19 protein-coding genes are annotated in these 23,265 nt (G+C 62.7%); 12 read left to right on the top strand and 7 right to left on the bottom strand.

Translation table 11 applies throughout. From position 1 onward, the window contains the following. Positions 1 to 88: 88 nt before the first annotated feature. The 4 genes from HOP51_RS01355 to HOP51_RS01370 all read right to left on the bottom strand — a co-directional run bounded on the left by HOP51_RS01355 (position 89) and on the right by HOP51_RS01370 (position 3,690). Positions 89 to 1,111: a TRAP transporter substrate-binding protein gene (locus HOP51_RS01355; RefSeq protein WP_234272144.1), complete on the bottom strand. Its 1,023-nt coding sequence runs from the start codon at positions 1,109 to 1,111 to the stop codon at positions 89 to 91. 61 nt (positions 1,112 to 1,172) lie between these two features. Next, positions 1,173 to 2,129, bottom strand: coding sequence for a C-terminal binding protein (locus tag HOP51_RS01360; protein WP_234272145.1), 957 nt, complete (start codon positions 2,127 to 2,129; stop codon positions 1,173 to 1,175). A gap of 79 nt (positions 2,130 to 2,208) precedes the next feature. Further along, positions 2,209 to 2,964, bottom strand: coding sequence for a fumarylacetoacetate hydrolase family protein (locus HOP51_RS01365; protein ID WP_234272146.1), 756 nt, complete (start codon positions 2,962 to 2,964; stop codon positions 2,209 to 2,211). Positions 2,965 to 2,967: 3 nt separating this feature from the next. Continuing rightward, positions 2,968 to 3,690 (bottom strand): FadR/GntR family transcriptional regulator, encoded by a 723-nt coding sequence (locus HOP51_RS01370; RefSeq protein ID WP_234272147.1) that lies wholly within the window; start codon positions 3,688 to 3,690, stop codon positions 2,968 to 2,970. Positions 3,691 to 4,043: 353 nt separating this feature from the next. Between HOP51_RS01370 and gbdR the strand changes: the two genes are divergently transcribed. The 7 genes from gbdR (at position 4,044) to etfB (ending at position 13,589) form a co-directional block, all read left to right on the top strand. Next, a complete protein-coding gene (gene gbdR, locus HOP51_RS01375) occupies positions 4,044 to 5,171 on the top strand; it encodes a choline metabolism transcriptional regulator GbdR (protein ID WP_234272148.1) in 1,128 nt (375 codons plus the stop codon). A 271-nt stretch (positions 5,172 to 5,442) separates the two neighbouring features. Next, on the top strand, positions 5,443 to 6,420 hold the full coding sequence (locus HOP51_RS01380; protein WP_234272149.1) for a dipeptidase: 978 nt from the start codon (positions 5,443 to 5,445) through the stop codon (positions 6,418 to 6,420). 186 nt (positions 6,421 to 6,606) lie between these two features. After that, positions 6,607 to 7,152 (top strand): DUF5943 domain-containing protein, encoded by a 546-nt coding sequence (locus HOP51_RS01385; RefSeq protein ID WP_234272150.1) that lies wholly within the window; start codon positions 6,607 to 6,609, stop codon positions 7,150 to 7,152. A gap of 10 nt (positions 7,153 to 7,162) precedes the next feature. Continuing rightward, positions 7,163 to 9,235, top strand: a complete 2,073-nt coding sequence (gene dgcA, locus HOP51_RS01390) for a dimethylglycine demethylation protein DgcA (protein ID WP_234272151.1) — start codon at positions 7,163 to 7,165, stop codon at positions 9,233 to 9,235. Positions 9,236 to 9,440: 205 nt separating this feature from the next. Beyond that, on the top strand, positions 9,441 to 11,450 hold the full coding sequence (locus tag HOP51_RS01395) for a (Fe-S)-binding protein (protein ID WP_234272152.1): 2,010 nt from the start codon (positions 9,441 to 9,443) through the stop codon (positions 11,448 to 11,450). Further along, positions 11,447 to 12,751, top strand: a complete 1,305-nt coding sequence (gene etfA / locus HOP51_RS01400; protein WP_234272153.1) for an electron transfer flavoprotein subunit alpha — start codon at positions 11,447 to 11,449, stop codon at positions 12,749 to 12,751. Before HOP51_RS01395 ends, etfA begins: the two co-directional genes overlap by 4 nt. Beyond that, a complete protein-coding gene (gene etfB, locus HOP51_RS01405; RefSeq protein WP_234272154.1) occupies positions 12,741 to 13,589 on the top strand; it encodes an electron transfer flavoprotein subunit beta in 849 nt (282 codons plus the stop codon). Before etfA ends, etfB begins: the two co-directional genes overlap by 11 nt. An 86-nt stretch (positions 13,590 to 13,675) precedes the next feature. Here the strand turns inward: etfB and HOP51_RS01410 are convergent, their stop codons facing one another. Further along, positions 13,676 to 15,250: a BCCT family transporter gene (locus tag HOP51_RS01410; protein WP_234272155.1), complete on the bottom strand. Its 1,575-nt coding sequence runs from the start codon at positions 15,248 to 15,250 to the stop codon at positions 13,676 to 13,678. A 245-nt stretch (positions 15,251 to 15,495) separates the two neighbouring features. Between HOP51_RS01410 and fdhA the strand changes: the two genes are divergently transcribed. Together fdhA and HOP51_RS01420 are read left to right on the top strand one after the other, a co-directional pair. Then, on the top strand, positions 15,496 to 16,689 hold the full coding sequence (fdhA, locus tag HOP51_RS01415; RefSeq protein WP_234272156.1) for a formaldehyde dehydrogenase, glutathione-independent: 1,194 nt from the start codon (positions 15,496 to 15,498) through the stop codon (positions 16,687 to 16,689). 154 nt (positions 16,690 to 16,843) lie between these two features. After that, positions 16,844 to 17,083, top strand: coding sequence for a hypothetical protein (locus tag HOP51_RS01420; RefSeq protein ID WP_234272157.1), 240 nt, complete (start codon positions 16,844 to 16,846; stop codon positions 17,081 to 17,083). Between the two features lie 124 nt (positions 17,084 to 17,207). Here the strand turns inward: HOP51_RS01420 and HOP51_RS01425 are convergent, their stop codons facing one another. Beyond that, the gene (locus tag HOP51_RS01425) at positions 17,208 to 18,497 is read right to left on the bottom strand and encodes an aromatic ring-hydroxylating oxygenase subunit alpha (protein WP_234272158.1); all 1,290 of its coding nucleotides are present in this window, start codon (positions 18,495 to 18,497) and stop codon (positions 17,208 to 17,210) included. A 330-nt stretch (positions 18,498 to 18,827) separates the two neighbouring features. Here HOP51_RS01425 and HOP51_RS01430 point away from each other — a divergent pair, with 330 nt between their 5' ends. Beyond that, positions 18,828 to 19,928: a hybrid-cluster NAD(P)-dependent oxidoreductase gene (locus HOP51_RS01430; protein WP_234272159.1), complete on the top strand. Its 1,101-nt coding sequence runs from the start codon at positions 18,828 to 18,830 to the stop codon at positions 19,926 to 19,928. A 16-nt stretch (positions 19,929 to 19,944) separates the two neighbouring features. On the opposite strand, the gene HOP51_RS01435 is transcribed toward HOP51_RS01430, so the two are convergent. Beyond that, positions 19,945 to 21,018 carry a substrate-binding domain-containing protein gene (locus HOP51_RS01435; RefSeq protein ID WP_234272160.1) on the bottom strand — a complete coding sequence of 358 codons (1,074 nt, stop codon included), beginning with the start codon at positions 21,016 to 21,018 and terminating at the stop codon, positions 19,945 to 19,947. Positions 21,019 to 21,200: 182 nt separating this feature from the next. On the opposite strand from HOP51_RS01435, the gene HOP51_RS01440 reads away from it, so the two are divergent. Both HOP51_RS01440 and HOP51_RS01445 read left to right on the top strand, forming a co-directional pair. Further along, complete coding sequence (locus HOP51_RS01440) at positions 21,201 to 21,698, top strand: formate dehydrogenase subunit gamma (protein ID WP_234272161.1); 498 nt, start codon at positions 21,201 to 21,203, stop codon at positions 21,696 to 21,698. After that, positions 21,698 to 23,248 (top strand): formate dehydrogenase beta subunit, encoded by a 1,551-nt coding sequence (locus HOP51_RS01445; protein ID WP_234272162.1) that lies wholly within the window; start codon positions 21,698 to 21,700, stop codon positions 23,246 to 23,248. The genes HOP51_RS01440 and HOP51_RS01445 overlap by 1 nt, the downstream gene beginning before the upstream one ends. The last annotated feature ends 17 nt before the right edge of the window (positions 23,249 to 23,265 follow it).

Below are 23,265 nucleotides of genomic sequence, written 5' to 3' on the forward strand. Positions count from 1 at the left end.
GTGTCCTGCGACGTCCTCACCTTGAATCCCCTTCATCTATTGGCGGAAGGTATGTGGCCGGGGCCAACGGATTGGCGCCCGGCTTCTCTCACTCGACGTCCATTATGGCCTGGACGAGAGATTCCCCGACAGCCGCATCTCCTCCACCCAGCGTTTCGTAGTAGCTGGGATAGATTTTTCGCAAGCCAGCTTGAATGAACTCATCCTTGCTTACTTCGTTGATGCTCATACCATTCTCTTCCAATACCCGGCGCATCTCGACCTCGTAGTCCGCCAGTGCCGAGCGCTGGATATGGCTCGCCTCGATGGCTGCTTGTGACAGGATTTCCTGATGCTCTTCGCTCAGGCTTTGCCACCAAGACTCACCAGCAATGTACTGCCGCGGATAGTAGAAGTGTCCACTAAGCGAAAGGTAATCCTGCACTTCGTAGAATCGCTGGCTGTAGATGTGATTCATGGGGTTTTCCTGGCCGTCGACGACCCCCTGCTGCAGCGCTGTGTAGAGTTCGCCGAACGACATGGGAACCGCTGAGGCACCGAAGGCATTGAGCGTATCGATCATGACCTCGCTTTCCATGACGCGGATCTTGAGTCCCTCCAGGTCTGCCATGGTGTTGATGGGGCGTTCGTTATTTGTGAAATAACGAAAGCCTCCGTCGTTATAGGCCAAATGCCGTATCCCGACACTGGGATATTTGGCCTGAACGGCCTGGCCTATCTCACCGTCGAGTACCTTATGGGCGTGTTCGATATTGCGGAAGATAAAAGGCAAATCCCAGAGCATGGCTTCGGGTACGAATCGGCCCATTGGGCCGTTTTCCACATCTGCCATCTCGATAGTGCCTAACTGGATGCCCTCGACGATGGTACGAGCGTCGCCGAGCTGGCCGGCGGGATAGATCTGTACGCTCAACGTGCCGTCCGAGCGCTCCTCTACCATCTCCTTGAAGGCCTGAACGCCGACGTTTTGAGGATCGTTGGGGTTGGTGTTGCCGTTGTGCGCCAGCTTGATATTGATCGTAGATTGCGCAAGCGTGCCCATGGAGACCAGGCTGGAGAGTAAACTAACCACCAATAGACATCCTGCGCGCTTGAGGTTTCGCGAGTCCATAGTGTCACCTTTGTACTTGTAAGAATTGCTTTAATTCGGTTGAATACTTGGCTAAACGTTGTCAATTAATTTGGTGTCTGGGACTTCCCTCCTTCAACGTGCGAATGATTTCCAAGGATGCCTTCTTGCGGAGCTCGGCCACGGAGCTCTCTGAGAGGAAGGCGGTATGCGGTGTAATGAGCGTATTCTCCAGCTTCGCCAGTTGGGGGATGCCTTGAGGAGGCTCGACTTCGAGAACGTCAAGAGCGGCACCGGCAATGGTTTTATTTCTCAAGGCTGAGTAAAGGTCCTCTTCGTTTATCAATCCACCTCTTGAGGTGTTGATGATAAGAGCAGTCGGCTTCATTCTACTCAGCGCGGAGCGAGCGATAATGTGTCGGGTTTCATTCATCAGTGGCAGGTGCAGCGAAAGGAAATCGATACACTTCAGAAATTCATTGAAGTTCTCCACCTTATGGATATCGTGCCGCATGAGGTCGCTGGCGGCGGCATAAGGATCGTACCCCACCACACGCAAGCCGAAGGCCGACGCCCGCTTGGCGACCTCCAGGCCTATGGCGCCACATCCCAGCAGGCCCAGGGTTTTGTTCCTGAGTCGTGGAGCCGATTTGGCCAGGTTGGCATCCCACGCTCCCTGCCGAACCTGCTCGTGCAGAAAGCGGATTTTCCTAGAGAGGGAAAGCAGCAGCGCGAAGGTATGATCTGCCACTTCGTCATGACAGTAGTCGGGAACGTTGGCCACCATGATGCCCCGTCGAGATGCGGCCTCCAGGTCGACATTGTTGAAGCCGATGCCGGCCCGGACGATCACCTTGCAGCGTGGCAAGCGTTCGATGACTTCCGCTGTGACGGGGGCGTATACGACCAGGAGCGCATCCGCCTCCAAGCCATTCTCCACTAGTGTCTCGGTATCACTGGCTGGGCTTAGCGTGAACGCCATGCCCTCCCGAGAAAAACACTCCTTTTCGATAGATGTGTCGGGGAAGATTGTATCGGTCATAAGTATATTATATTTCACTGTCGTCTCCCTTGAGCAGGCCGCAGACTGCCCTCGGGCCTTTAGGCCCGCTTGTTTTTATTTCTAAGCACTTAACGTTTTATACGATTTGAAGCGTATTGCTAAGACTGCCGATACCGTCAATCGAGACAGTCATTACGTCACCATGATTGACAGGCCCTACGCCATGGGGTGTTCCTGTCAGTATGACATCACCCGGTAATAGCGTCATATGTCTTGAAATATAACTTACGACTTCAGGGACGTTGAAAATGAACATATTGATATTGGATTCTTGCCTCAACTCTCCGTTGACCATGAGTGTGATCCGCGCGTCGTCATGGTTGACTCGCTTTACAATGCCAGGCCCCAGAGGACAGAAGGTGTCGAAGGACTTTCCTCGTGTCCACTGTTTGTCGGAAAGCTGGATGGCACGTGCCGTAAAATCATTGGCACAGGTATAACCAAATATCGCCTGGGTAGCGTCGGAGGTTGGAATATTTTTGGTCTCCTTGCCGATTACAATGGCAAGCTCGGCTTCGTAATCCAGCCGCCCCGCATCTTTGGGCGCTACGATATTGTCGCCATGGGCGATTACGCTGGTGGATGGCTTGAGGAAGAGCAGTGGCGATTTCGGTAGGGTTTCGTTCATCTCCATCGCGTGGTCGCGATAGTTGAGGCCCACGCAAACGACTTTGCTTGGCTTGCATGGTGGCAATAGGTCAACGGATGCGAGCTCAGTGTGCGCTTCACCTAGGCCATCATGCTTGAACATGGTGCCATTAAGGTGCCGTATCGAGTCGCCATCCACGAAACCTTCATGTGCTTCATTATTGTAGTTGTAACGAACATACATTGTTTATACTCCTGATTTTATAATATCTTTTCCGATCAAGTGATTGATGCGCTCCTGCACGTCAAGCAAGTGTGATTGCATCTCTTTTTCCGAGAGTTCCGCGTCGCTGTTCTTGAGCGCTTCCAGGATGTTGCGGTGAAACTTAATCGATTCTTTCATGACGGGTTTGTCATACCCGACGCTCTTCTGGGCTCGAAACACGAGCGTTATAATGGAGTTGTAGAGGCTCGCCAGCACTCTGCTCCTAGAGGCTTTGGCGATCTGCTGGTGGAAAGCGATATCGGCCAGTATGTAATCATCGTTGTTGTCTGCCCTCTCCGCCTCGATCATCAGTCCGAGCTGGCGGGCCATAATATCGATGTCTTTCTGCTCGATTCTCTTGGCTGCCAGGCTGACCATGGTCTTTTCGAGAAAGAGACGCGCTTCGGTAATGTCTTCGTAGCTGCAATCGTCCAGCAGGATTTTCAGCGCCAGCGTCTCTTCGAGGATGGAGGTGAAATTGGCAGTGATGACAGTTCCGGCGTTGGTTCTTCGTAGCAGGCCCTGCAGCGAAAGGATCTTCAGGCCTTCACGCACCGAGGCTCGGCTGACGCCAAACTGATCGCATAACTCCCTCTCGCCTGGAATTCTGTCGCCCTCCTTGAGTTCGCCACTCACGATCAAAGCCTTGATCTTGGCAACGACATCATCGCTAAGGCTCTTTTTTTCGAGAGGCTCGATCTTCATAGGGCATGGGCTCGGTCAGTGATAGGTGTGGTCATATGCTCTGATGGTCAGACCACTTGCTTGGTTCGAATTTAGCCTCTCCCCAAAGGCACGTCAAGTGGATTCCTGTTCGGCCTGTGGTTATCGTGACTTGCCTGCAGGCGACCTACAGCAATCCCGGTTGCGACATCGGAAGGCCGCTCATCTAGCAGCTTTTCCGTGAATGACCGATTTTTAACGTATCCCGGAGCGACATCTTGGAATATTGTAAGGAGCAGGCTTGCCTGATCGCGACATTCGAGGCGCCGCCCCCGGACCCTGACAGCAACAAATGCCGATAACCATAACGACTTACGGCATCGGAGTAATTGAGTATGGCCACGTACAAGGAACCGGTTCCCCAGACGCTGGGCTTCCTGCTGCTGGACAACTTCACTCTGTTCTCGCTGGCCTCGGCCATCGAACCGCTGCGCATGGCCAACCAACTGGCCGGGCGCGAACTGTATCGCTGGTTCACGCTGAGCGTGGACGGTGGTCCCATCTCGGCCAGCGATGGGCTGCGGGTCACGCCGGATGGCGCCATCACCATGCCGCTGGCGCTGGACATGGTCATCGTCTGCGGTGGTGTGGGACCGGCGCGTGCCGTACAGCGCGAACATATCAGCTGGCTGCAGTCCCAGGCCCGCCTGTCACGCCGGCTGGGCGGTATCTGCACCGGCAGTTGGGCGCTGGCCAAGGCGGGGCTGTTGGACGGCTATGAAACCAGCGTGCACTGGGAGTGTCTGGCGGCGATGCGCGAGTCGTTCCCCCGCGCCGTGCTCACCACGCGGCTGTTCTCCATCGACCGCGACCGGGCCACTGCTTCCGGTGGCACCGCGCCGCTGGACATGATATTGACCCTGATCGGGCGGGAACATGGCCGCGAGCTTTCGGCGGGCATCTCCGAGATGTTCATCTGCGACCGCATGCGCGGCGAGAACGACCATCAGCGGATACCGCTCAAGCATGTGCTGGGTACCACCCAGCCCAAGCTGCTGGAGATCGTCGCGTTGATGGAGGCTAACCTGGAGGAACCCATCGGGCTTGAGGAACTGGCCGATTATGTCGATGTTTCGCGGCGCCAGCTCGAGCGGCTGTTCCAGAAGTATCTGAACTGTTCGCCTTCGCGCTACTACCTCAAGCTGCGGCTTACCCGGGCGCGTCAGCTACTCAAGCAGACCTCGATGTCGATCATCGAAGTGGCCTCGGCCTGCGGTTTCGTCTCCACCCCGCACTTTTCGAAGTGCTACCGGGAGTTCTTCGGTCTGCCGCCGCGGGAAGAGCGGCTGGGTATGAGCCCGCTGCGCACCCCGGTGCTTCCTGAGCAGCCGTCTCAGGGCCTCCTGCTGCAGCAACCGCTCGAACTGCAACCCATTCCGGAGCAGCCCATTTCCGCTGCGCTGGTAGCACTCGACAACGCTCGTGGTGAACCGACCTACGCCAGCGTACGCCTGGACCATTGATCTGAACCTACAATGGCTCGTGGCCATGCGCCGCGAGCCATTCCTCAACTTCCCCGTTGGTGTTGCAGCCTCCCGCTGAAGCGGGAGACGGGTTCTTCGTGCTCGCATTCCCTACGTGGCCACTGGTGATACGGTGCTGCTGGACGGTGCCGCTCGTCGCAGTCACGACAGAGATGACGCTTTTGGAATTATCGTCGTCGCTTCCAGAAGTCGGGGTACGCCTGGCCGGCGCTATGCTGCCGTCAAGCCAACCCGATCTGGAGCACGCCCCATGACTGCCCAAGACCTGCACGACGATGCCATCGTCATCGACGGCCTGATTATCGCCAAGTGGAACCGCGAGCTGTTCGAGGACATGCGCCGCGGCGGACTTACCGCCGCCAACTGCACCGTCTCGGTGTGGGAGGGTTTCCAGGCCACCGTCGACAACATCGTCAAATCGAATCAGTTGATGGCCGAGTGCAGCGACCTGGTGCGCCCGGTGCGCACTACCGCTGACATCACCCGGGCCAAGGAAGAGGGCAAGACCGGCATCATCTACGGCTTCCAGAACGCCCACGCCTTCGAGGACCAGATCGGCTATGTCGAGATCTTCAAGCAGCTTGGCGTCGGCATCGTACAGATGTGCTACAACACCCAGAACCTGGTAGGCACCGGTTGCTACGAGCGTGACGGTGGCCTGTCCGGTTTCGGTCGCGAAATCGTCGCCGAGATGAACCGCGTGGGCATCATGTGCGACCTCTCCCATGTCGGTTCCAAGACCTCCGAGGAGGTCATCCTGGAGTCGAAGAAACCGGTCTGCTATTCCCACTGCCTGCCATCCGGTCTCAAGGAGCATCCGCGCAACAAGTCTGACGAGGAGCTGCGCTTCATCGCCGAGCACGGCGGTTTCGTCGGCGTGACCATGTTCACCCCCTTCCTGCGCGCCGGCATCGACGCCACCGTCGATGACTACGTCGAGGCCATCGAGTACGTGATGAACATCGTCGGTGAGGACGCCATCGGCATCGGCACCGACTTCACCCAAGGCCACGGCAAGGACTTCTTCGAGTGGCTGACCCACGACAAGGGCTACGCCCGCCGCCTGACCAGCTTCGGCAAGATCATCAATCCCGAGGGCATCCGCACCATCGGTGAGTTCCCTAATCTCACCGAGGCGCTGCTGCGCCGCGGCTTCAGCGAGCCCCAGGTGCGCAAGATCATGGGCGAAAACTGGGTGCGCATATTGAAAGACGTTTGGGGTGTCTGACGATAGCGGCTGAGTAAGCGAGGAGCGCCGGCCCGAAGACGCGGCTCAACCGGCGATAGGTCTATGAGGGGGCGCTGTAAACCCTTCCTTGGGCGCTACTTTTGCCATCCATGGCAAAAGACCCCCTCTACGACCTATCCCCGGCGCCGCTCACCTTGCATAACAACGATTTCGAGGAAAAAGACCGTGACCAAACTGGCCCCTGAGCTGCCCATCGAGGTGGATAGCGAAACCGGCGTGTGGACCACCGACGCCCTGCCGATGCTTTACGTGCCTCGGCACTTCTTTATCAACAACCACACGGCTGTCGCCGAAGCGCTGGGTGTGGATAAGTATGCCGAGATTCTCTACCGCGCCGGCTACAAGAGTGCCTGGCACTGGTGCGAGAAGGAGGCCGAATTGCACGGCTTGGAAGGCGTCGAGGTGTTCGAGCACTACATGCGGCGGCTTTCCCAGCGCGGCTGGGGCAAGTTCGTGACCGAAAACATCGACCTTGATGCCGGTAGCGCTCGGGTACGCCTGGAGCACAGCGCTTTCGTCTACCAGCTCGGCAAGACGGGGCACAAGGAGGAGTACATGTTCACCGGCTGGTTCGCCGGGGCCATGGACCAGATTCTCGCCGCTCGCGGCAGTAGCCTGCGCACCGTTGCCGAGCAGACCCAGAGCGCTGCCGAGCCTGGCTGCGACGTGGGCATCTTCATCGTCAAGCCGTTGCCCGACACCTGGGGTTGAGGAGGTTTCCATGGCATTCGAAGCGATCTTCCAGCCGATCGAAATCGGCAAGCTGACCATCCGCAACCGCGTGGTCAGCACCGCCCACGCCGAGGTGCATGCCACCGACGGCGGCATGACCACCGCGCGCTACGTCAAGTACTACGAGGAGAAGGCCAAGGGCGGCTGCGGTCTGTGCATCTGCGGCGGCTCCTCCGTCGTCTCCATCGACAGCCCTCAGGCCTGGTGGAGCTCGGTGAACCTCTCCACCGACCGCATCATTCCGCACTTCCAGAATCTCGCCGATGCCGTGCACAAGCATGGCGGCAAGATCATGATCCAGATTACCCACATGGGGCGGCGTTCGCGCTGGGATGGCTATAACTGGACGACTCTGCTTTCGCCCTCCGGCATCCGCGAGCCGGTGCACCGCTCCACCTGCAAGACCATCGAGGAGGAGGAGATCTGGCGCATCGTCGGCGACTTCGCCCAGGCGGCCCGCCGGGCTAAGGAAGGGGGGCTCGACGGCGTCGAACTCTCCGCCGTGCACCAGCACCTGATCGATCAGTTCTGGAGCCCGCGGGTCAACAAACGCGAGGATCAATGGGGCGGCAGCTTCGAGAACCGCATGCGCTTCGGTATGGAGGTGCTCAAGGCGGTGCGCGCCGAGGTGGGCGAGGACTTCGTCGTCGGCATGCGCATCTGCGGCGACGAGTTCCACCCGGACGGTCTCTCCCACGACGACATGAAGCAGATCGCCGCCTACTACGATGCCACCGGCATGGTGGATTTCTTCGGCGTGATCGGCTCCGGCTGCGATACCCACAACTCCCTGGCCAACGTCATTCCCAACATGTCCTTCCCGCCGGAGCCCTTCCTGCACCTGGCGGCGGGCATCAAGGAAGTGGTCAGCGTGCCGGTGATCCACGCTCAGAACATCAAGGATCCCAACCAGGCCCAGCGTATCCTCGAAGGAGGCTACGTCGACCTGGTGGGCATGACCCGGGCACACATCGCCGACCCGCACCTGATCGCCAAGATCAAGATGGGCCAGGTCGACCAGATCAAGCAGTGCGTGGGCGCCAATTACTGCATCGACCGCCAGTATCAGGGCCTCGACGTGCTGTGTATCCAGAACGCTGCGACCGCCCGCGAGTACATGGGCCTGCCGCATATCATCGAGAAGTCCGAGGGGCCGAAGCGTCGCGTGGTCGTGGTCGGTGGCGGCCCCGGCGGCATGGAGGCGGCCCGCGTTGCCGCCGAGCGTGACCACGAGGTGACCCTGTTCGAGGCCGCGGAGCAGCTCGGTGGGCAGATCACCATCGCCGCCCAGGCGCCGCAGCGCGACCAGATCGCCGGTATCACCCGCTGGTACCAACTCGAGCTGGCGCGCCTGAACGTCGACCTACGCCTGGGCACGCGTGCCGACGAGGCCTCCATCGAAGACCTGCGTCCCGATGTCGTGGTGCTGGCCACCGGCGGCCAGCCCTTCCTCAGTCAGTATCCGGAGTGGGGCTACTCGGAGAATCCCGAAGAGAGCTTGGTGGTCAGCACCTGGGACGTACTCTCCGGCAAGGTCGCTCCGGGCAAGAACGTACTGATCTTTGACGCCATCTGCGAGTTCTCGGGGGTCTCGACGGCGGACTATCTCGCCGACAAGGGGGCCAAGGTCGAGATCGTCACCGACGACATCAAGCCGGGTGCGGCGGTGGGTGGCACCACCTTCCCGACCTATTACCGCAGTCTCTACGAGAAGGAGGTGATCATGACCTCCGACCTGATGCTGCACAAGGTCTACCGCGAGGGCGGCAGCCTGGTGGCGGTGCTCGAGAACGAGTACACCGGCGCCCTGGAGGAGCGGGTGGTCGACCAGGTGGTGGTGGAGAACGGCGTACGCCCGGACGAGGCGCTCTACTACGCGCTGAAGGAGCGTTCGCGCAACCGTGGCCAGGTGGATCTCGAGGCGCTCTACGCCGCCAAGGCGCAGCCCTGTCTCGCCGAGGAAGGCGACGGCTACCTGCTGTTCCGTCTGGGTGACTGCACCGCGCCGCGCAATACGCATGCGGCCATTTATGACGCCCTGCGGCTGTGTAAAGACCTCTGAAAGCTATTGCGCTCGGCCAGGCGTTGTTGAAGTTCGGCTCGTCATGCTCATGGAGCAAGCAGTCCACTCCGCTGACTCGCCGAACTTCGCCTAGCCTGGCCGTCGCTCATGACGCTTTCACGGTGCCGGCCTCTGTTGTCGCCGGTACAACCCCGAAGCCAACGACAACGCCAAAGCCAACGGCTTATGAGACGAGGTGAGCACCATGCTCGACACCCTCCTGCCGATACTGATCTTCTCCGCCCTGGCGCTGGCCGTGATCGGCGCCGTGCGGCGCATTCGCCTGTGGCGCCGGGGGCGGCCCGCTCGGGTCGACCTGCTGCGCGGGCTCGCCGCCATGCCGCGGCGCTACCTAGTGGACCTGCATCATGTGGTGGCGCGCGACAAGGTAATGTCCAACACCCACGTGGCCACCGCTGGCGGTTTCGTCGCGGCGGCCGTACTAATGATCCTGGTGCATGGCCTTGGGCTGGCGCAGGGAGTGCTCGGCTGGCCGCTGTTGGCGGCCAGTGCCGCCATGTTCGTCGGTAGCCTGTTCGTTGCCAAACGACGGCGTAACCCGCCGGCGCGGCTCTCCAAGGGACCCTGGATGCGTCTGCCGAAGAGCCTGATGGCGTTCTCGCTGAGCGTGTTCCTGATCACCCTGCCGACGCTGGACATTCTGCCTGCCGGAGCGGGCAACTGGATCCTCGCCCTGGCACTGTCCGCGGTGCTGGTGTGGGGGCTGGGTGAGATGTTCTTCGGCATGACCTGGGGCGGGCCGATGAAGCACGCCTTCGCCGGCGCCCTGCATCTGGCTTTCCATCGCCGCCCCGAGCGTTTTTCCACGAAAGGGGGTGAAGGCAACCGCTCCACCGGTCTCAAGGCACTGAACCTGGACGATTCCAAGGCCCCCTTGGGTGTCGAGACGCCCAGCGACTTCACCTGGAACCAGTTGCTCGGCTTCGACGCCTGCGTGCAATGCGGGCGCTGCGAGGCGATGTGCCCGGCTTTCGCCGCCGGTCAGCCGCTCAACCCCAAGAAGCTGATTCAGGACATGGTCGTCGGCATGGCCGGCGGCAGCGATGCCCACTATGCCGGTAGCCCCTACCCCGACAAGCCCATTGGCGAGCACCGCGGCCATCCGCATGGGCCCATCGTGGCTCGCGAAGGCACTGCCTTGGTCGATGCCGAGACGCTGTGGTCGTGCACCACATGTCGTGCCTGCGTCGAGGAGTGCCCGATGATGATCGAGCACGTCGATGCAATCGTCGACATGCGTCGCTTCCTGACCCTGGAGCATGGCAATACGCCGGGCAAAGGCGCCGAGGTCCTCGACAACCTGATCGCCACCGACAACCCCGGCGGCTTCGATCCCGGTTCGCGCATGCACTGGGCCGCGGACCTCAACCTGCCCCTGATGCGTGACGTAGGGGAGGCCGAGGTGCTGCTGTGGCTGGGTGACGGGGTCTTCGACATGCGTAACCAGCGCACACTGAGAGCCCTGGTGAAGATCCTGCGTGCGGCCGGCGTCGACTTCGCCGTGCTCGGTAACGAGGAACGTGACAGCGGAGACGTGGCGCGCCGCCTGGGCGACGAGGCGACCTTCCAGTCGCTCGCCAAGCGCAACATTGCCACCCTGGGCAAGTACCGCTTCCAGCGTATCGTCACCTGCGACCCGCACAGCTTCCATGTGCTCGGCAATGAGTACGGTACGCTGGGCGGCGTGTATGCCGTATTCCATCACAGCACCTACATTGCCGAACTGTATGAGGCTGGGCGGCTGCACTTCGCGCCCTGGAAGGGGGGCTCGGTTACCTATCACGATCCCTGTTACCTGGGTCGCTACAATGGCGAATACGAAGCTCCACGCAACGTGCTCAAGGCACTAGGCATCGAAGTGGCCGAGATGCAGCGTTCAGGGTTCCGCTCGCGCTGCTGCGGCGGTGGCGGCGGTGCGCCAATTACCGACATCCCCGGCAAGCAGCGAATTCCCGACATGCGCATGAATGACGTCAAGGAGACTGGTGCCGAGCTGGTCGCAGTGGGCTGCCCGCAGTGTACCGCCATGCTCGAGGGGGTGGTCGATGCCACTGCCGAAGTGCGCGACATCGCCGAGCTGGTGGCCGATGCCCTGATGGAGCGCTCCGCTGACTCCGGTGACGGTAACGATAGCACTCGTACCCCGCAGCCTGTCGCCGAGGCCCGGCCGGTGGTGAAGGAGGTGACACCATGAGCGAGATCATCCGCCGCGATCCGCGCAAGGAATGGATCGCCCGCAATCGCCTGCATCCCGACCACTTGAGCGTGCTGGCGGAGCTTGGCGAAGGTGCCGCAGCGACCGAGTGGATGGGCCCCAATGGGGTGATCCGCAAGAATCCCCATGCGGTGGGCTTCGTCGGACCCAACGGGATCAAGCGCATTGACCGTAGCGGTGTTCAGCAGGCTGCCGTGGCGGGACGCGGAGCCGGCGCCGGTCACAAGTCGGCCGCCGAAGAACGTCGGCAGGTCACTATCGAGGCCCCGGCTTTCCTGGTCGCGGTGGTACCGGACATGCCCGGTGGGCGCCTCTCCAGCCACGACCGCGACCTGTTGGGCCTGGCCCGGCAATTGGCCGATGCCGATGGCGAGCGGCCGGGTGCCGTGCTGGCCGTGGTCTTTGGCAGTGGCGAAGGCTTCGGCGAGCTGAAAGTGCGTGAAGGTTTCAGCGAGGCTGGCATCGACCGGCTGATCGCACTGGGCGGCGATGATTTCGACGGCTACGCGCCGGAGGCCCGCCTGGCGGCCCTTACCGCCGTTGACGGCGAGTTCTCCCCGCGTCACTGGCTGTTGCCCGACTCCAAGCTGGGCGGTGCCGACCTGGGGCGGCGCTTGGCCGCCCGCTTGCGGGAGCGGCCTGCCACCGGCGTCTGGCAGATCGAGCAGGACGATGCTTGTGCGCTGGGCTGGCGTTGCACCGGGCGGGGTGCCGCTGGCACCACCGATATCCAGCGTGCCCTGCCGCGTGTCGTACTGGCGTTGGCTGAATGCGCCGAGCCCGTTTCCGAGACTCGTCATGCGGTGCAGCCGCTGGCCTTGTCTCAATCGCTGCCTCCGCTGCTGGGCCGCATCGACGACCTGGGCCAGGTGGCCGTCGACCCGGCCGGCGTGGCCCTGGCCGAAGCCGAGTTCATTCTCTCCGCCGGCAACGGCGTCAAGGACTGGGAAGGCTTCCATCAAGCCGCCAAGGCGCTGGGCGCGACCGAGGGTGCCTCGCGGGTGGCGGTGGACGACGGCTTCATGCCGCGCCACCGCCAGGTGGGTGCCACCGGGACCTGGGTTACCGCGCGGGTCTATGTGGCGGTGGGCATCAGCGGGGCCATCCAGCACCTTCAAGGCATTCAGAGCTGCGACAAGGTGGTGGCCATCAATCTCGATCCGGGATGCGACATGATCAAGCGCGCCGATCTGGCGGTGATTGGCGACTCGGCGAGCATACTCGCGGCACTGGTCGAGATGGTGCAGCGGCAACGAGAGGAGAAGCGCGATGCGGCCTGACACCCAGGTACCTGGAGCACAAAAGACAGGCACACAAGCTACTGGTGCTCAACGAGATGGTGCGCTCGAGGTGGCGGTGCTGGTCTCCGTCGGCCGCCACCCCGTGACCGGACGCGCCCGGCGTGCCGATCAGGATGCCCGTGGCGTGGAACTGGCCCTGTCGCTCGACAGGGCGCGCATCACGCTGCTGCACGCCGGGGGGTTCGACGAAGAGAGCGAGAGTGCTATACGCGGCTATCTGGGCATGGGCTTTCCCGCCATGACCCTGGTCGAGCAGCCGCAGGGCGCCGATGTGATCCCCGCCCTGGCGGATAAGCTGAATGAGGCACGGCCGCAACTGGTGATCGCTGGCGAGCGTGCTGAGCGGGGAGAGGGATCCGGGCTGTTGCCCTACCTGCTCGCCGAACGCTTAGGCTGGCCGCTGGTCAACGGCCTGGCCGATGTGGAAAAGATCGAACATGGCGTGGCCACGCTACTCCAGGCTCTGCCCCGCGGGCAACGCCGCCGGCTCCAGGTGAGGCTGCCGGCCATCGTGACCGTTGACGCTGCCGCCTCGGCGGCGCGCCAGAGCGCTTTCGGCCCGGCCCAGCGAGGTGAGATCGAGGCCGAGCCGGCAGCGGTCGAGTGGGACGAGGCCCCGCCGGAATGGAATGTGGCGCCGGCGCGCAAGCGCCCCAAGCGGCTCAAGATCGTCAAGGCGGCATCGGCTCGGGACCGCTTCAAGGCCGCTGCGGCCAAGGCCGAAGGCGCTGGAGGCCAGGTGTTGACCGATGTGACGCCGGAGCAGGGTGCCGAAGAGATCTTCAAGTTGCTCAAGGATGAGGGTGTCCTCCGATAGCTCTGCCTGAAACGCCCAACCAAACGCAACGACCCCGGCCAAGGCCGGGGTCGCGTGGTTGCTTCTTGCGTGAGGTTGGCGGTGTATCAGGCCGACTTGGCGAGCGCCAGCCCGCGCTGCTCATCCCGCAGCCCTTTGACCAGACAGTAGGCCATGCCCAGCAGCACCAGGGTGAAGGGCAGCCCGGTGGCCACGGCGCCGGCCTGTAGTGCGCCCAGCGCGGTGCTGCCGCCGCCGTAGAGCAGAATGCCGGCGATCACGCCTTCCAGAACCGCCCAGAACACACGCTGGCCACGGGGCGCGTCGGTTTTGCCGCCGGCGGTGATGTTGTCAATCACCAGTGAGCCGGAATCCGACGAGGTGATGAAGAAGATCAACACCAGCAGGATCGCCAGGCTGGAGGTCAAGGTGGTCAACGGCAGGTGCTCGAGCATCTGGAACATCGCCAGCGAGACGTCGCTGATGCCATCGGCCAGGGCACCGATGCCGGCGGCCGACTGGTCAAGGGCGGTGCCGCCGAAGACGCTCATCCACACCAGCGTGACCAGGGTCGGCACCAGCAGTACGGCGATCAGGAACTCGCGTACCGTGCGCCCGCGGGAGACCCGTGCGATGAACATGCCGACGAAGGGCGACCAGGAGATCCACCAGGCCCAATAGAACACCGTCCAGCCATGGTACCAGGTGGTGTCGTCGCGACCGATCCAGTTGGAGAGCGGCACGATATGGCCCGCATAGGCTAGGGTGGTGCTCCACAGGTTGTTGACGAACAGCAGCACGCCGCCGGTCGCCAGCACGAAGGTGAGCAGCCCCAGGGCGATCACCATGTTGATATTGGAGAACAGCTTCACGCCGCCGTCGATGCCGCGCCACACCGAGAACAGTGCCACGGCGGTGACCACCACGATGATCGCCAGTTGGGTGCCGATGGTGTTGGGCACGCCCCACAGGTAGTTGAGACCGCCCGCCGCCTGGGAGGCGCCGAAGCCCAGCGAGGTGGCAAGGCCGAAGATCGTCGCCAGCACCGCGACGATGTCGATGACGTGACCGAACCAGCCGCGCACCCGCTCCCCGAGGATCGGCGTGAAAGCCGAGCGCAGGGTCAGCGGTAGGCCGCGATTGTAGGCGAAGAAGGCCAACGACAGTCCCACCACGCCGTAGATCGCCCAGGGGTGCAGGCCCCAATGGAACATGGTGGCGCCGATGGCCGCGCTGGCCCCGGCCGGGGTGTGCGCTTCGGCATTGAGCGGAGTGCCGTACCAGTCGGTGTAATAGGCCACCGGTTCGGCCACGCTCCAGAACATCAGGCCGATGCCCATGCCCGCGGCGAACAGCATAGCGAACCAGGAGGTGGTCGAATATTCCGGCCGGGCCTGGCTGCCGCCCAGGCGAATACGCCCCATCGGCATGGCGATTAGCGCCAGACACAGCAGCACGAACAGGTTACCGGCGATCATGAACAGCCAGTCGAAGTATTCGATCGACCAGCCGCGGGCCGTGGAGAGGTGACTGTTGGCAGCGTCGGGGTAGATCAGTGCGTAGAGGATGAAAGCTAGAATGGCCAGGGCCGAGAGAGGGAATACGGGATGATGGAAATCCATCCCCAGCACCTGGGCATTGTCCTGCCCGGGTCTGAGGATCGGGGCATCGTCATGCATCATGGGGATTCCTCGCGTTGTTGTTGGAGTCCGCAAGCGACAAGCGCTCCCGGGCGGACCATTGTTGGGCCAGGTCGGCGCAGGAAATGTCGTGAAAGCGACCTCCAGCTATCCGCTGGCTCATCAAGGCGGCGGCGTGTCTCTGGCAGGTAAGTAGATGTCTCTGTCGGGCAAGTGCCTCATGGTGGAGGGCATAGGCTGAAGCGGCGGAATGTACCGCACCATGACAACAACGATTGGAGCCTGACATGAGCCAAGCCAACCGAGGAGTCGTCTACAAGGGCCCGGGTAAGGTCGACGTCGAATCCATTCCCTATCCGGAACTCGCCCTCGGCAATCGCAAATGTGACCACGGTGTGATCCTGAAGGTCGTCACCACCAATATTTGCGGCAGCGACCAGCACATGGTGCGCGGCCGTACCACCGCGCCGTCTGGCCTGGTGCTGGGCCACGAGATCACCGGCCTGGTGATCGAGTGCGGGCGCGACGTGGAGTTCATCAAACCGGGCGACCTGGTCTCGGTGCCCTTCAACATTGCCTGCGGACGCTGCCGCAACTGCAAGGAAGGCAAGACCGGTATCTGTCTCAACGTCAACCCGGCACGTCCCGGTGCCGCTTACGGTTACGTCGACATGGGTGGCTGGGTCGGCGGCCAGACGGAATACGTCATGGTGCCCTATGCCGATTTCAACCTGCTGAAGTTCCCCGACACCGACCAGGCCATGGAGAAGATCCGCGACCTGACCCTGCTCTCCGACATCTTTCCCACCGGCTTCCACGGCTGCGTGACGGCCGGCGTCGGACCGGGCAGCACCGTTTATATCGCCGGAGCCGGCCCGGTGGGACTGGCGGCAGCGGCGTCGGCCCAACTACTGGGGGCGGCCTGCGTGATCGTCGGCGACATGATCGAGGAGCGCTTGGCCCAGGCCCGCAGCTTTGGCTGCGAGACCATCGACCTGACTCAGGACGGCGACATGGCCGACCGGCTCGAGGCGATCCTCGGCGAGCGCGAGGTCGACTGCTTCGTCGACTGCGTTGGCTTCGAGGCCCACGCCTGCGGTTGCAACCATGACCAGGAGGCGCCTGCCACCGTGCTCAACTCGGCGATGCAGATGACTCGGGCCGGCGGCCAGATCGGCATCCCGGGCCTCTATGTGACCGAAGATCCCGGTGCCGTTGACGATGCCGCCAAGCAGGGTGCGCTGAGCATGCGCTTCGGCCTTGGCTGGGCCAAGTCCCACTCCTTCCACACTGGGCAGTGCCCGGTAATGAAGTATCACCGTCCGCTGATGCAGGCGATCCTGTTCAACAAGATCAAGATTGCCGATGCGGTCAATGTGCAGATGATCTCACTGGATCAGGCGCCGCAGGGCTATGCCGATTTCGACGGCGGTGCGGCGAAGAAATTCGTCATTGACCCTCACGGCAGCGTGGCCGCGTAAGTCAGGAGAGGACCCGAACTGGTCGACGCCGCACCTTGAAGGCGGTGCGGCGAGCCATTTCAGGGTATCGCCCCCATGGCAGCGTGGCTGCCGGACGCCCGAACGGGTAATCTACAGGAGCAAATGACGGTAACGGCAGCAGGAGGTAGGAGAGATGATGTACGCCGACTTGATCGATGCGGAGGACTTCCGTCAGCGCCTGGCGGCGCTGGGCATCGACCTGCCTGCCGATGCCGAACCCGATACCTGTGCTCGACTTGCCGCTCAGCGGCAAGTCGAGACGGGAGTGCCCGGTCTGGCGGCGCTGGTCGCCGAGCTGGAAGCTCAGGCCGGCGTCATGCTGCCTGAGGTGCGCGAAGCGCTGGTGAACCATCTGCGGCCGGTCGTCGACTAGTCACCGGCACACGCCCGCAGCGCTGTTGACATCCGATCGTCCGATCGAGCCCGAGTGAAAAGCAATCGCCCCCGGCCTTGGCCGGGGGGCGATTGCTTTTTACATCACGAGGAGTAGGTGACGCCTAGCCCCTCACCAACTGCAGGTGGGGGGCGCTGTTCCCGAGGTTCTCCTGCAGCCGCTCGCTGTACCAGTCGATGAAGTCGATCACGCCGAACTCGTAGGTCTCCGAGTAGGGGCCGGGCTGGTAGGCCTTGGAATTGATGCCGCGCTGGTTCTCCTCGGCCAGGCGCTTATCCTGGGCGTTGGTGGCATCCCACACCCGACGCATCTCTTCGGGCTGATAGTCGACACCTTCCACGGCATCCTTGTGTACCAGCCACTTGGTGGTCACCAGAGTCTCCTGCGGGCCCAGCGGCAGCACGCGGAACACGACGGCGTGGTCGCCCATGAAGTGGTTCCAGGAGTTGGGCAGGTGCAGGATGCGCAGCGAACCCATGTCGGGGCTGGTCAAACGGCCCATCAGCTTGCGGCAGGCCGGCTTGCCGTCCATGGTCATCGAGACCACGCCATCCAGCAGCGGCGTGCGGGTCAGCCGGTTGCGCTTGCCGAAGCGCTTGAGCTGCCAGGGAACCTGTTGCTCGTCCCAGTCGGACTGCTTCTTCGCCACCAGCGCCTTGTAGGCGGGCGTGGCGCGGGGATCGTCGGTGTCGTCGAATTCCTGCAGCGAGTTGAGTAGCTCCGGGTGGGAGCCGTTGCAGTGGTAGCACTCGCGATTGTTCTCGATCACCAGCTTCCAGTTGGCCTGCTCGACGATGTTCGACTCCACCGCGACCTTGAGGTTGCCCATCTCGTAGGGCTCGAGATAGTGCTCCAGGGTGATCAGGAAGTCATCGATGGCGGCGGGCGGTTGCTCGGCCAGGCTGATGAAGATGAAGCCGCCGCCGGTGCGCACGTGGACCGGCTTGAGACCGTAGGTGGAAAGATCGAAGTTCTCGCCCATGTCGCTGCCGGCGAACAGCAGGCGACCGTCGAGCTCGTAGGTCCACTGGTGGTAGGGGCAGACCAGCTTGGCCACCTTGCCCTTGTCGCTGACGCACAGCCGCGAGCCGCGATGGCGGCAGACGTTATGAAAGGCATGGATGGTACCGCCGTCGCCGCGTACCAGGATCACCGGGTTGTCGCCGACCTGCAGGGTCATGTAGTTGCCCTTGGCAGGGATCTCGCAGGTCATGCCAGCGAAAAGCCACTCCTTGCCGAAGATTTCCTGCATGTCCAAGGCGAACAGCCGGGCATCGTTGTAGAAGGGCTGGGGCAGCGAGAAGTTGTGCTCACGTTCGGCGAGCATCGTGGAGACGGCTTGCCGCGCCGGGTCCAGGGGGTCGTCCAGGGCAGTGGGTGAGATCGGGTCCATGGGAATACATCCTCATAGCTGGCCGCGGCTGCGGCATCGGTCGAATTGTTGGGTGTCGCCAAGGGTTCGGCATTGTGATTGTGTAGGGTGCCGGATACGAGTAGGGCGAGTGTGGATCAGGCGCTGAATGCTCAGTTGTCTGCCGACGACAAGCATGAATGCAGGCGCGACGCGCGGAAGGAGGAAAGACATATCTGATGGGAGTCATGGGCATGCCCGTGTCGCAGTCAGGCAAGTCGGGGCCTTGTCGCCTGGCGCAGAATTCGTTCAACGGCAGGCGGTGTTCCGCAGTCGGAGCCTTCCACGCTGATCAATGCCAGGCGACACGACATGACCATGAACTTTCTCAACCCCGTCACGACCCAGACCTGGACCAACGGCCGCCACTTGGTGCGCTGTGTCAAGGTGATCCAGGAGACCTGGGACGTTCGCACCTTCTGTTTCATGGCCGAGCAGCCGGTGCTGTATTTCTTCAAGCCGGGGCAGTTCGTGACCCTGGAGCTGGAGATCGAAGGCGAGCCGATCATGCGCTCCTATACCATCTCCAGTTCGCCGTCCGTCCCCTACAGCTTCTCGATCACCGTCAAGCGGGTGCCCGGCGGCAAGGTGTCCAACTGGCTCCACGACAACCTCAAGTCGGGTGATGAGCTGGCGGTGCACGGTCCGGTGGGTAACTTCAACGCCATCGACTACCCGGCGGAGAAGATCCTGATGCTCTCCGGTGGAGTGGGCATTACGCCGCTAATGTCCATGGTGCGCTGGTTCTTCGATACCAATGCCGCCGTGGATATCGCGTTCGTCCACAGCGCGCGTACCCCCAAGGACATCATCTACCACCGCGAGCTGGAGCATATTTTCTCGCGAATTCCCGAGTTCAAGCTGCATATCGTCTGCGAGCGTAGCGACGAGTTGGGCGAGATCTGGTCCGGCTTCCGTGGTTATCTCAGCCAGGCGATGCTGGAGCTGATGGCGCCGGACTTCCTCGAGCGCGAGATCTTCTGCTGCGGCCCCACGCCCTACATGAATGCCGTCAAGCAACTGCTCAAGGACAACGGCTTCGACATGAGCCGTTACCACGAGGAGTCCTTCGGTGCCACGCCGCTCGAGGTCAAGGAGGAGGCACTCGAACTTGCCGAGATAGCCGGCGCCGAGGAGCCGGACCTGGCCGAAGCGCTGATGGTCGAGTTCAGTGCCAGCGGCAAGAGCGTGCGCATCCAGCCGGGCGAGACGGTGCATGCCGCCGCCGCCAAGCTGGGCCTGCACATTCCAAAGGCCTGCGGCATGGGCATCTGCGGCACCTGCCGGGTGCCGCTCGCTTCCGGTCAGGTGGACATGGAGCACAACGGCGGCATCACCGACGAGGATGTCGCCGAGGGCTACATCCTCTCCTGTTGCAGCAAGCCCCTGGGCGACGTGGTGGTGGAGTACTGATCGGGTCCGGCACGGCTCAGGAGGCCTGGTCCGTGCCGAACAACTCATCGACGCTGCACACCTCGCCGCAGCGGTCCAGCGTATAGCCGGGTAGCTCGCGGACGGCCGCCTGAAACGCCTCGCCGCGGATCATCTCGAGCAGACGCTTGACGCTGGGTTCAGTCAGGCTCCTGCGCTGGCACAGCAACAAATAATGCTCGCTGGCCAGCGGCAGGTAATCCAGGCCGAACTGGCATGCAGCGGCCTCGACGCCGAAGCCGACGTCGGCCATGCCGGCGGCGATATAGGCGGCAACTGCAGAGTGGGTGTACTCCTCGAGTTCGAAACCCGGGATGCGCAGGGACGAGAGCCCGGCGTCGCGCAGCAGGATGTCGAGCAGGGCGCGAGTGCCCGAGGCCTGCTGGCGATTGATGAAGCGCACGTCGCCGCGGGCCAGGTCAGCCAGGCCGGCGATCTCCCTGGGGTTGCCTGGCCCCACCATGAGCCCCTGGCGACGGGTGATGAAGCGGATGATGCAGTGGCTGCGCGGACGCAGCTGACGGCGATAGTTCTGCATCAACGGGCCCTGGGTCGCCGTGGTCGGCATGTGATAGCCGGCCACGTCGCAGACGCCACGGTTGAGTGCGGCTAAGGCCTCCGCGGGGCTGCAGTACTGCAGGTCGAGCTGGAAATCATGGGCGAAGCGGGGCAGCAGCGCCACCGCATAGCCGTGACTGGCGTGCATGCGCAGCACCGGCTCGACCCCTTCGAGCAGTTGCTGGAGTTCGAGGTTGAGTTCCGAGCCCAGGCTCTCGAGCTGTGGTCCGAGTCGGGCGGAAACCCGCTGGCGAGCCCACAGCAGCTTGTCTCCCAGCGGCGAGAGGCGCGCTCCACGCCCCTTCTGCATTTCCACCAGGGGGGCGCCGAAGAACTCTGCCCACTTGTTGAGCAAGTTCCAGGCGTGGCGATAGGAGATGCCAGCCTCGGCGGCGGCCTCGGTCAGCTTGCCGCTGCGATGGATGCCCTGCAGCAGCCCGAACAGCTGGGGATCCAGGCGGTTACCCGCCTCGTCGGTGAAGGACCAGGCTGGCTCGATTCGAATACGCTTCATATGCTGTATTTTTCATATTTCGAAACGAAGGCAGTGCTGCTACTTTCACAAGTAGCGCACCAGTACGCGAGACTACAGAACCTTATTCTATATATGCACTGTAGTACATAACCAGACCATAACTAGCAGTTTCGAACGTACCGACGCAATGACGCGCCCTACGTTCGTTTCGAGGCCAGACCATGCCCATTAGCGCTTTTCCCCAGTGGACACCGGCGTTGCTGCAGGAACAGATCGACGCCCACAAGCACAGGCCCGGTGCTCTGTTACCGATTCTGCACGCGATCCAGGATCGTTTCGGCCATATTCCCCGCGAGGCGGTGCCGCTCATTGCCGAATCGTTGCAGCTCACCCGTGCCGAAGTGCACGGAGTGATCAGCTTTTATCACCACTTTCGTACCAGCCCTCCGGGGCGCCATGTGGTGCAGATCTGCCGTGCGGAGGCATGCCAGGCGCGGGGCTCCCGTGCGCTGGAGATGCATGCACGGGAAACCCTCGGCATCGACTACCACCAGACCTCCGTTGACCGTGAGATCACCCTGGAGCCGGTCTACTGCCTGGGCAACTGCGCGTGTGGCCCGTCGCTGCGCGTCGATGACCGCATTCTCGCCCGGGTCACTCCCGAGCGTTTCGATCGGCTGGTCGACGAGCTGACCACCCAAGTGCTGAAGGTGAGCTGATGACCACGAGACTCTTTGTCCCCCGTGAAACAACTGCGCTGGCATTGGGCGCCGACGAGGTCGCCGAGCGCATCGTGGCCGAGGCCGAGGCCCGCGGCGTCGAGGTCGAGCTGGTGCGTAACGGCTCGCGCGGGCTGTTCTGGCTGGAGCCGCTGGTCGAGGTCGAGACCGCCGCCGGGCGCATTGCCTACGGGCCGGTGGCACCCGAGGACGTGGCCGAACTGTTCGATGCCGGCTTGCTCAAGGGCGACGAGGCATCGTTGCTTTGCCAGGGGCCGGCCGAGGAGATTCCTTATCTGCAGGCCCAGCAGCGTCTGACCTTTTCGCGCATCGGTGTCACCGACCCGCTGTCGCTGGAGGACTATTGTGCCCACGACGGCTTCCGCGGATTGCGCCGGGCGCTTGGCCTCGATTCCCAGGCCATCGTCGACGAGGTCAAGGCCTCCGGCCTGCGCGGCCGCGGTGGGGCGGCGTTTCCCACCGGCATCAAGTGGCAGACCGTGCTCGATGCCCCCGCCGCGCAGAAGTACATCGTCTGCAATGCCGACGAGGGCGATTCCGGCACCTTCGCCGACCGCCTGGTGATGGAGTGCGACCCCTACCTGTTGATCGAGGGCATGGCCATCGCCGGTCTCGCCGTGGGCGCTACCCAGGGCTACGTTTACCTGCGTTCGGAGTATCCCCTGGCCCAGGAGATCTTCAACGAGGCCATCGCCCGCGCCGAGGCCGCCGGCTATCTCGGCACCGACATCCTCGGCAGTGGCCGGCGCTTCGATCTCGAGGTGCGCCTCGGTGCCGGCGCCTATATCTGCGGCGAGGAAACCTCGCTGCTCGAGAGTCTCGAAGGCAAGCGCGGCATGGTGCGCTTCAAGCCGCCGCTGCCGGCCATCGAAGGCCTGTTCGGCCAGCCCACCGTGGTCAACAACGTGCTGTCGCTGGCGGCGGTGCCCTTCATTCTCGGCGACGGCGGACAAGCCTACGCCGACTACGGCATGGGCCGTTCGCGGGGCACCCTGGCATTGCAGCTGGCCGGTAACGTCAAGCGCGGCGGGTTGGTGGAGCTGGCTTTCGGCACCACCCTGCGCCAGCTGATGGAGGACTTCGGCGGCGGTACTTGTACCGGACGGCCACTACGCGCGGTGCAGGTGGGCGGCCCGCTGGGCGCCTATCTGCCGGAAAGCCAGTGGGACCTGCCGCTCGACTACGAAGCCTTCGCCGAGGTTGGCGCGGTGCTCGGTCACGGCGGCGTGGTGATGTTCGACGATACGGTGGACATGGCCGAGCAGGCGCGCTTTGCCATGGAGTTCTGCACGGTGGAGTCGTGCGGCAAGTGCACCCCCTGCCGCATCGGATCGGTACGCGGCGTCGAGGTGATCGACCGCATTCGCGCGAGCGACCGCCGTGAGGCCAACATCGAGCTGCTCGCCGACCTGTGCGAGACCATGGTGGACGGCTCGCTCTGCGCCATGGGCGGCATGACGCCCTTCCCCGTGCAGAGCGTGATGAAACACTTTCCCGACGATCTGCAGCGCGACGCACAGCCGCATTGAGCGGGAGGAGGCCCGAC

Origin of the sequence: Billgrantia zhangzhouensis, from assembly GCF_021404465.1 — a bacterium.
GTDB classification, from domain to species: Bacteria; Pseudomonadota; Gammaproteobacteria; order Pseudomonadales; family Halomonadaceae; genus Halomonas; species Halomonas zhangzhouensis.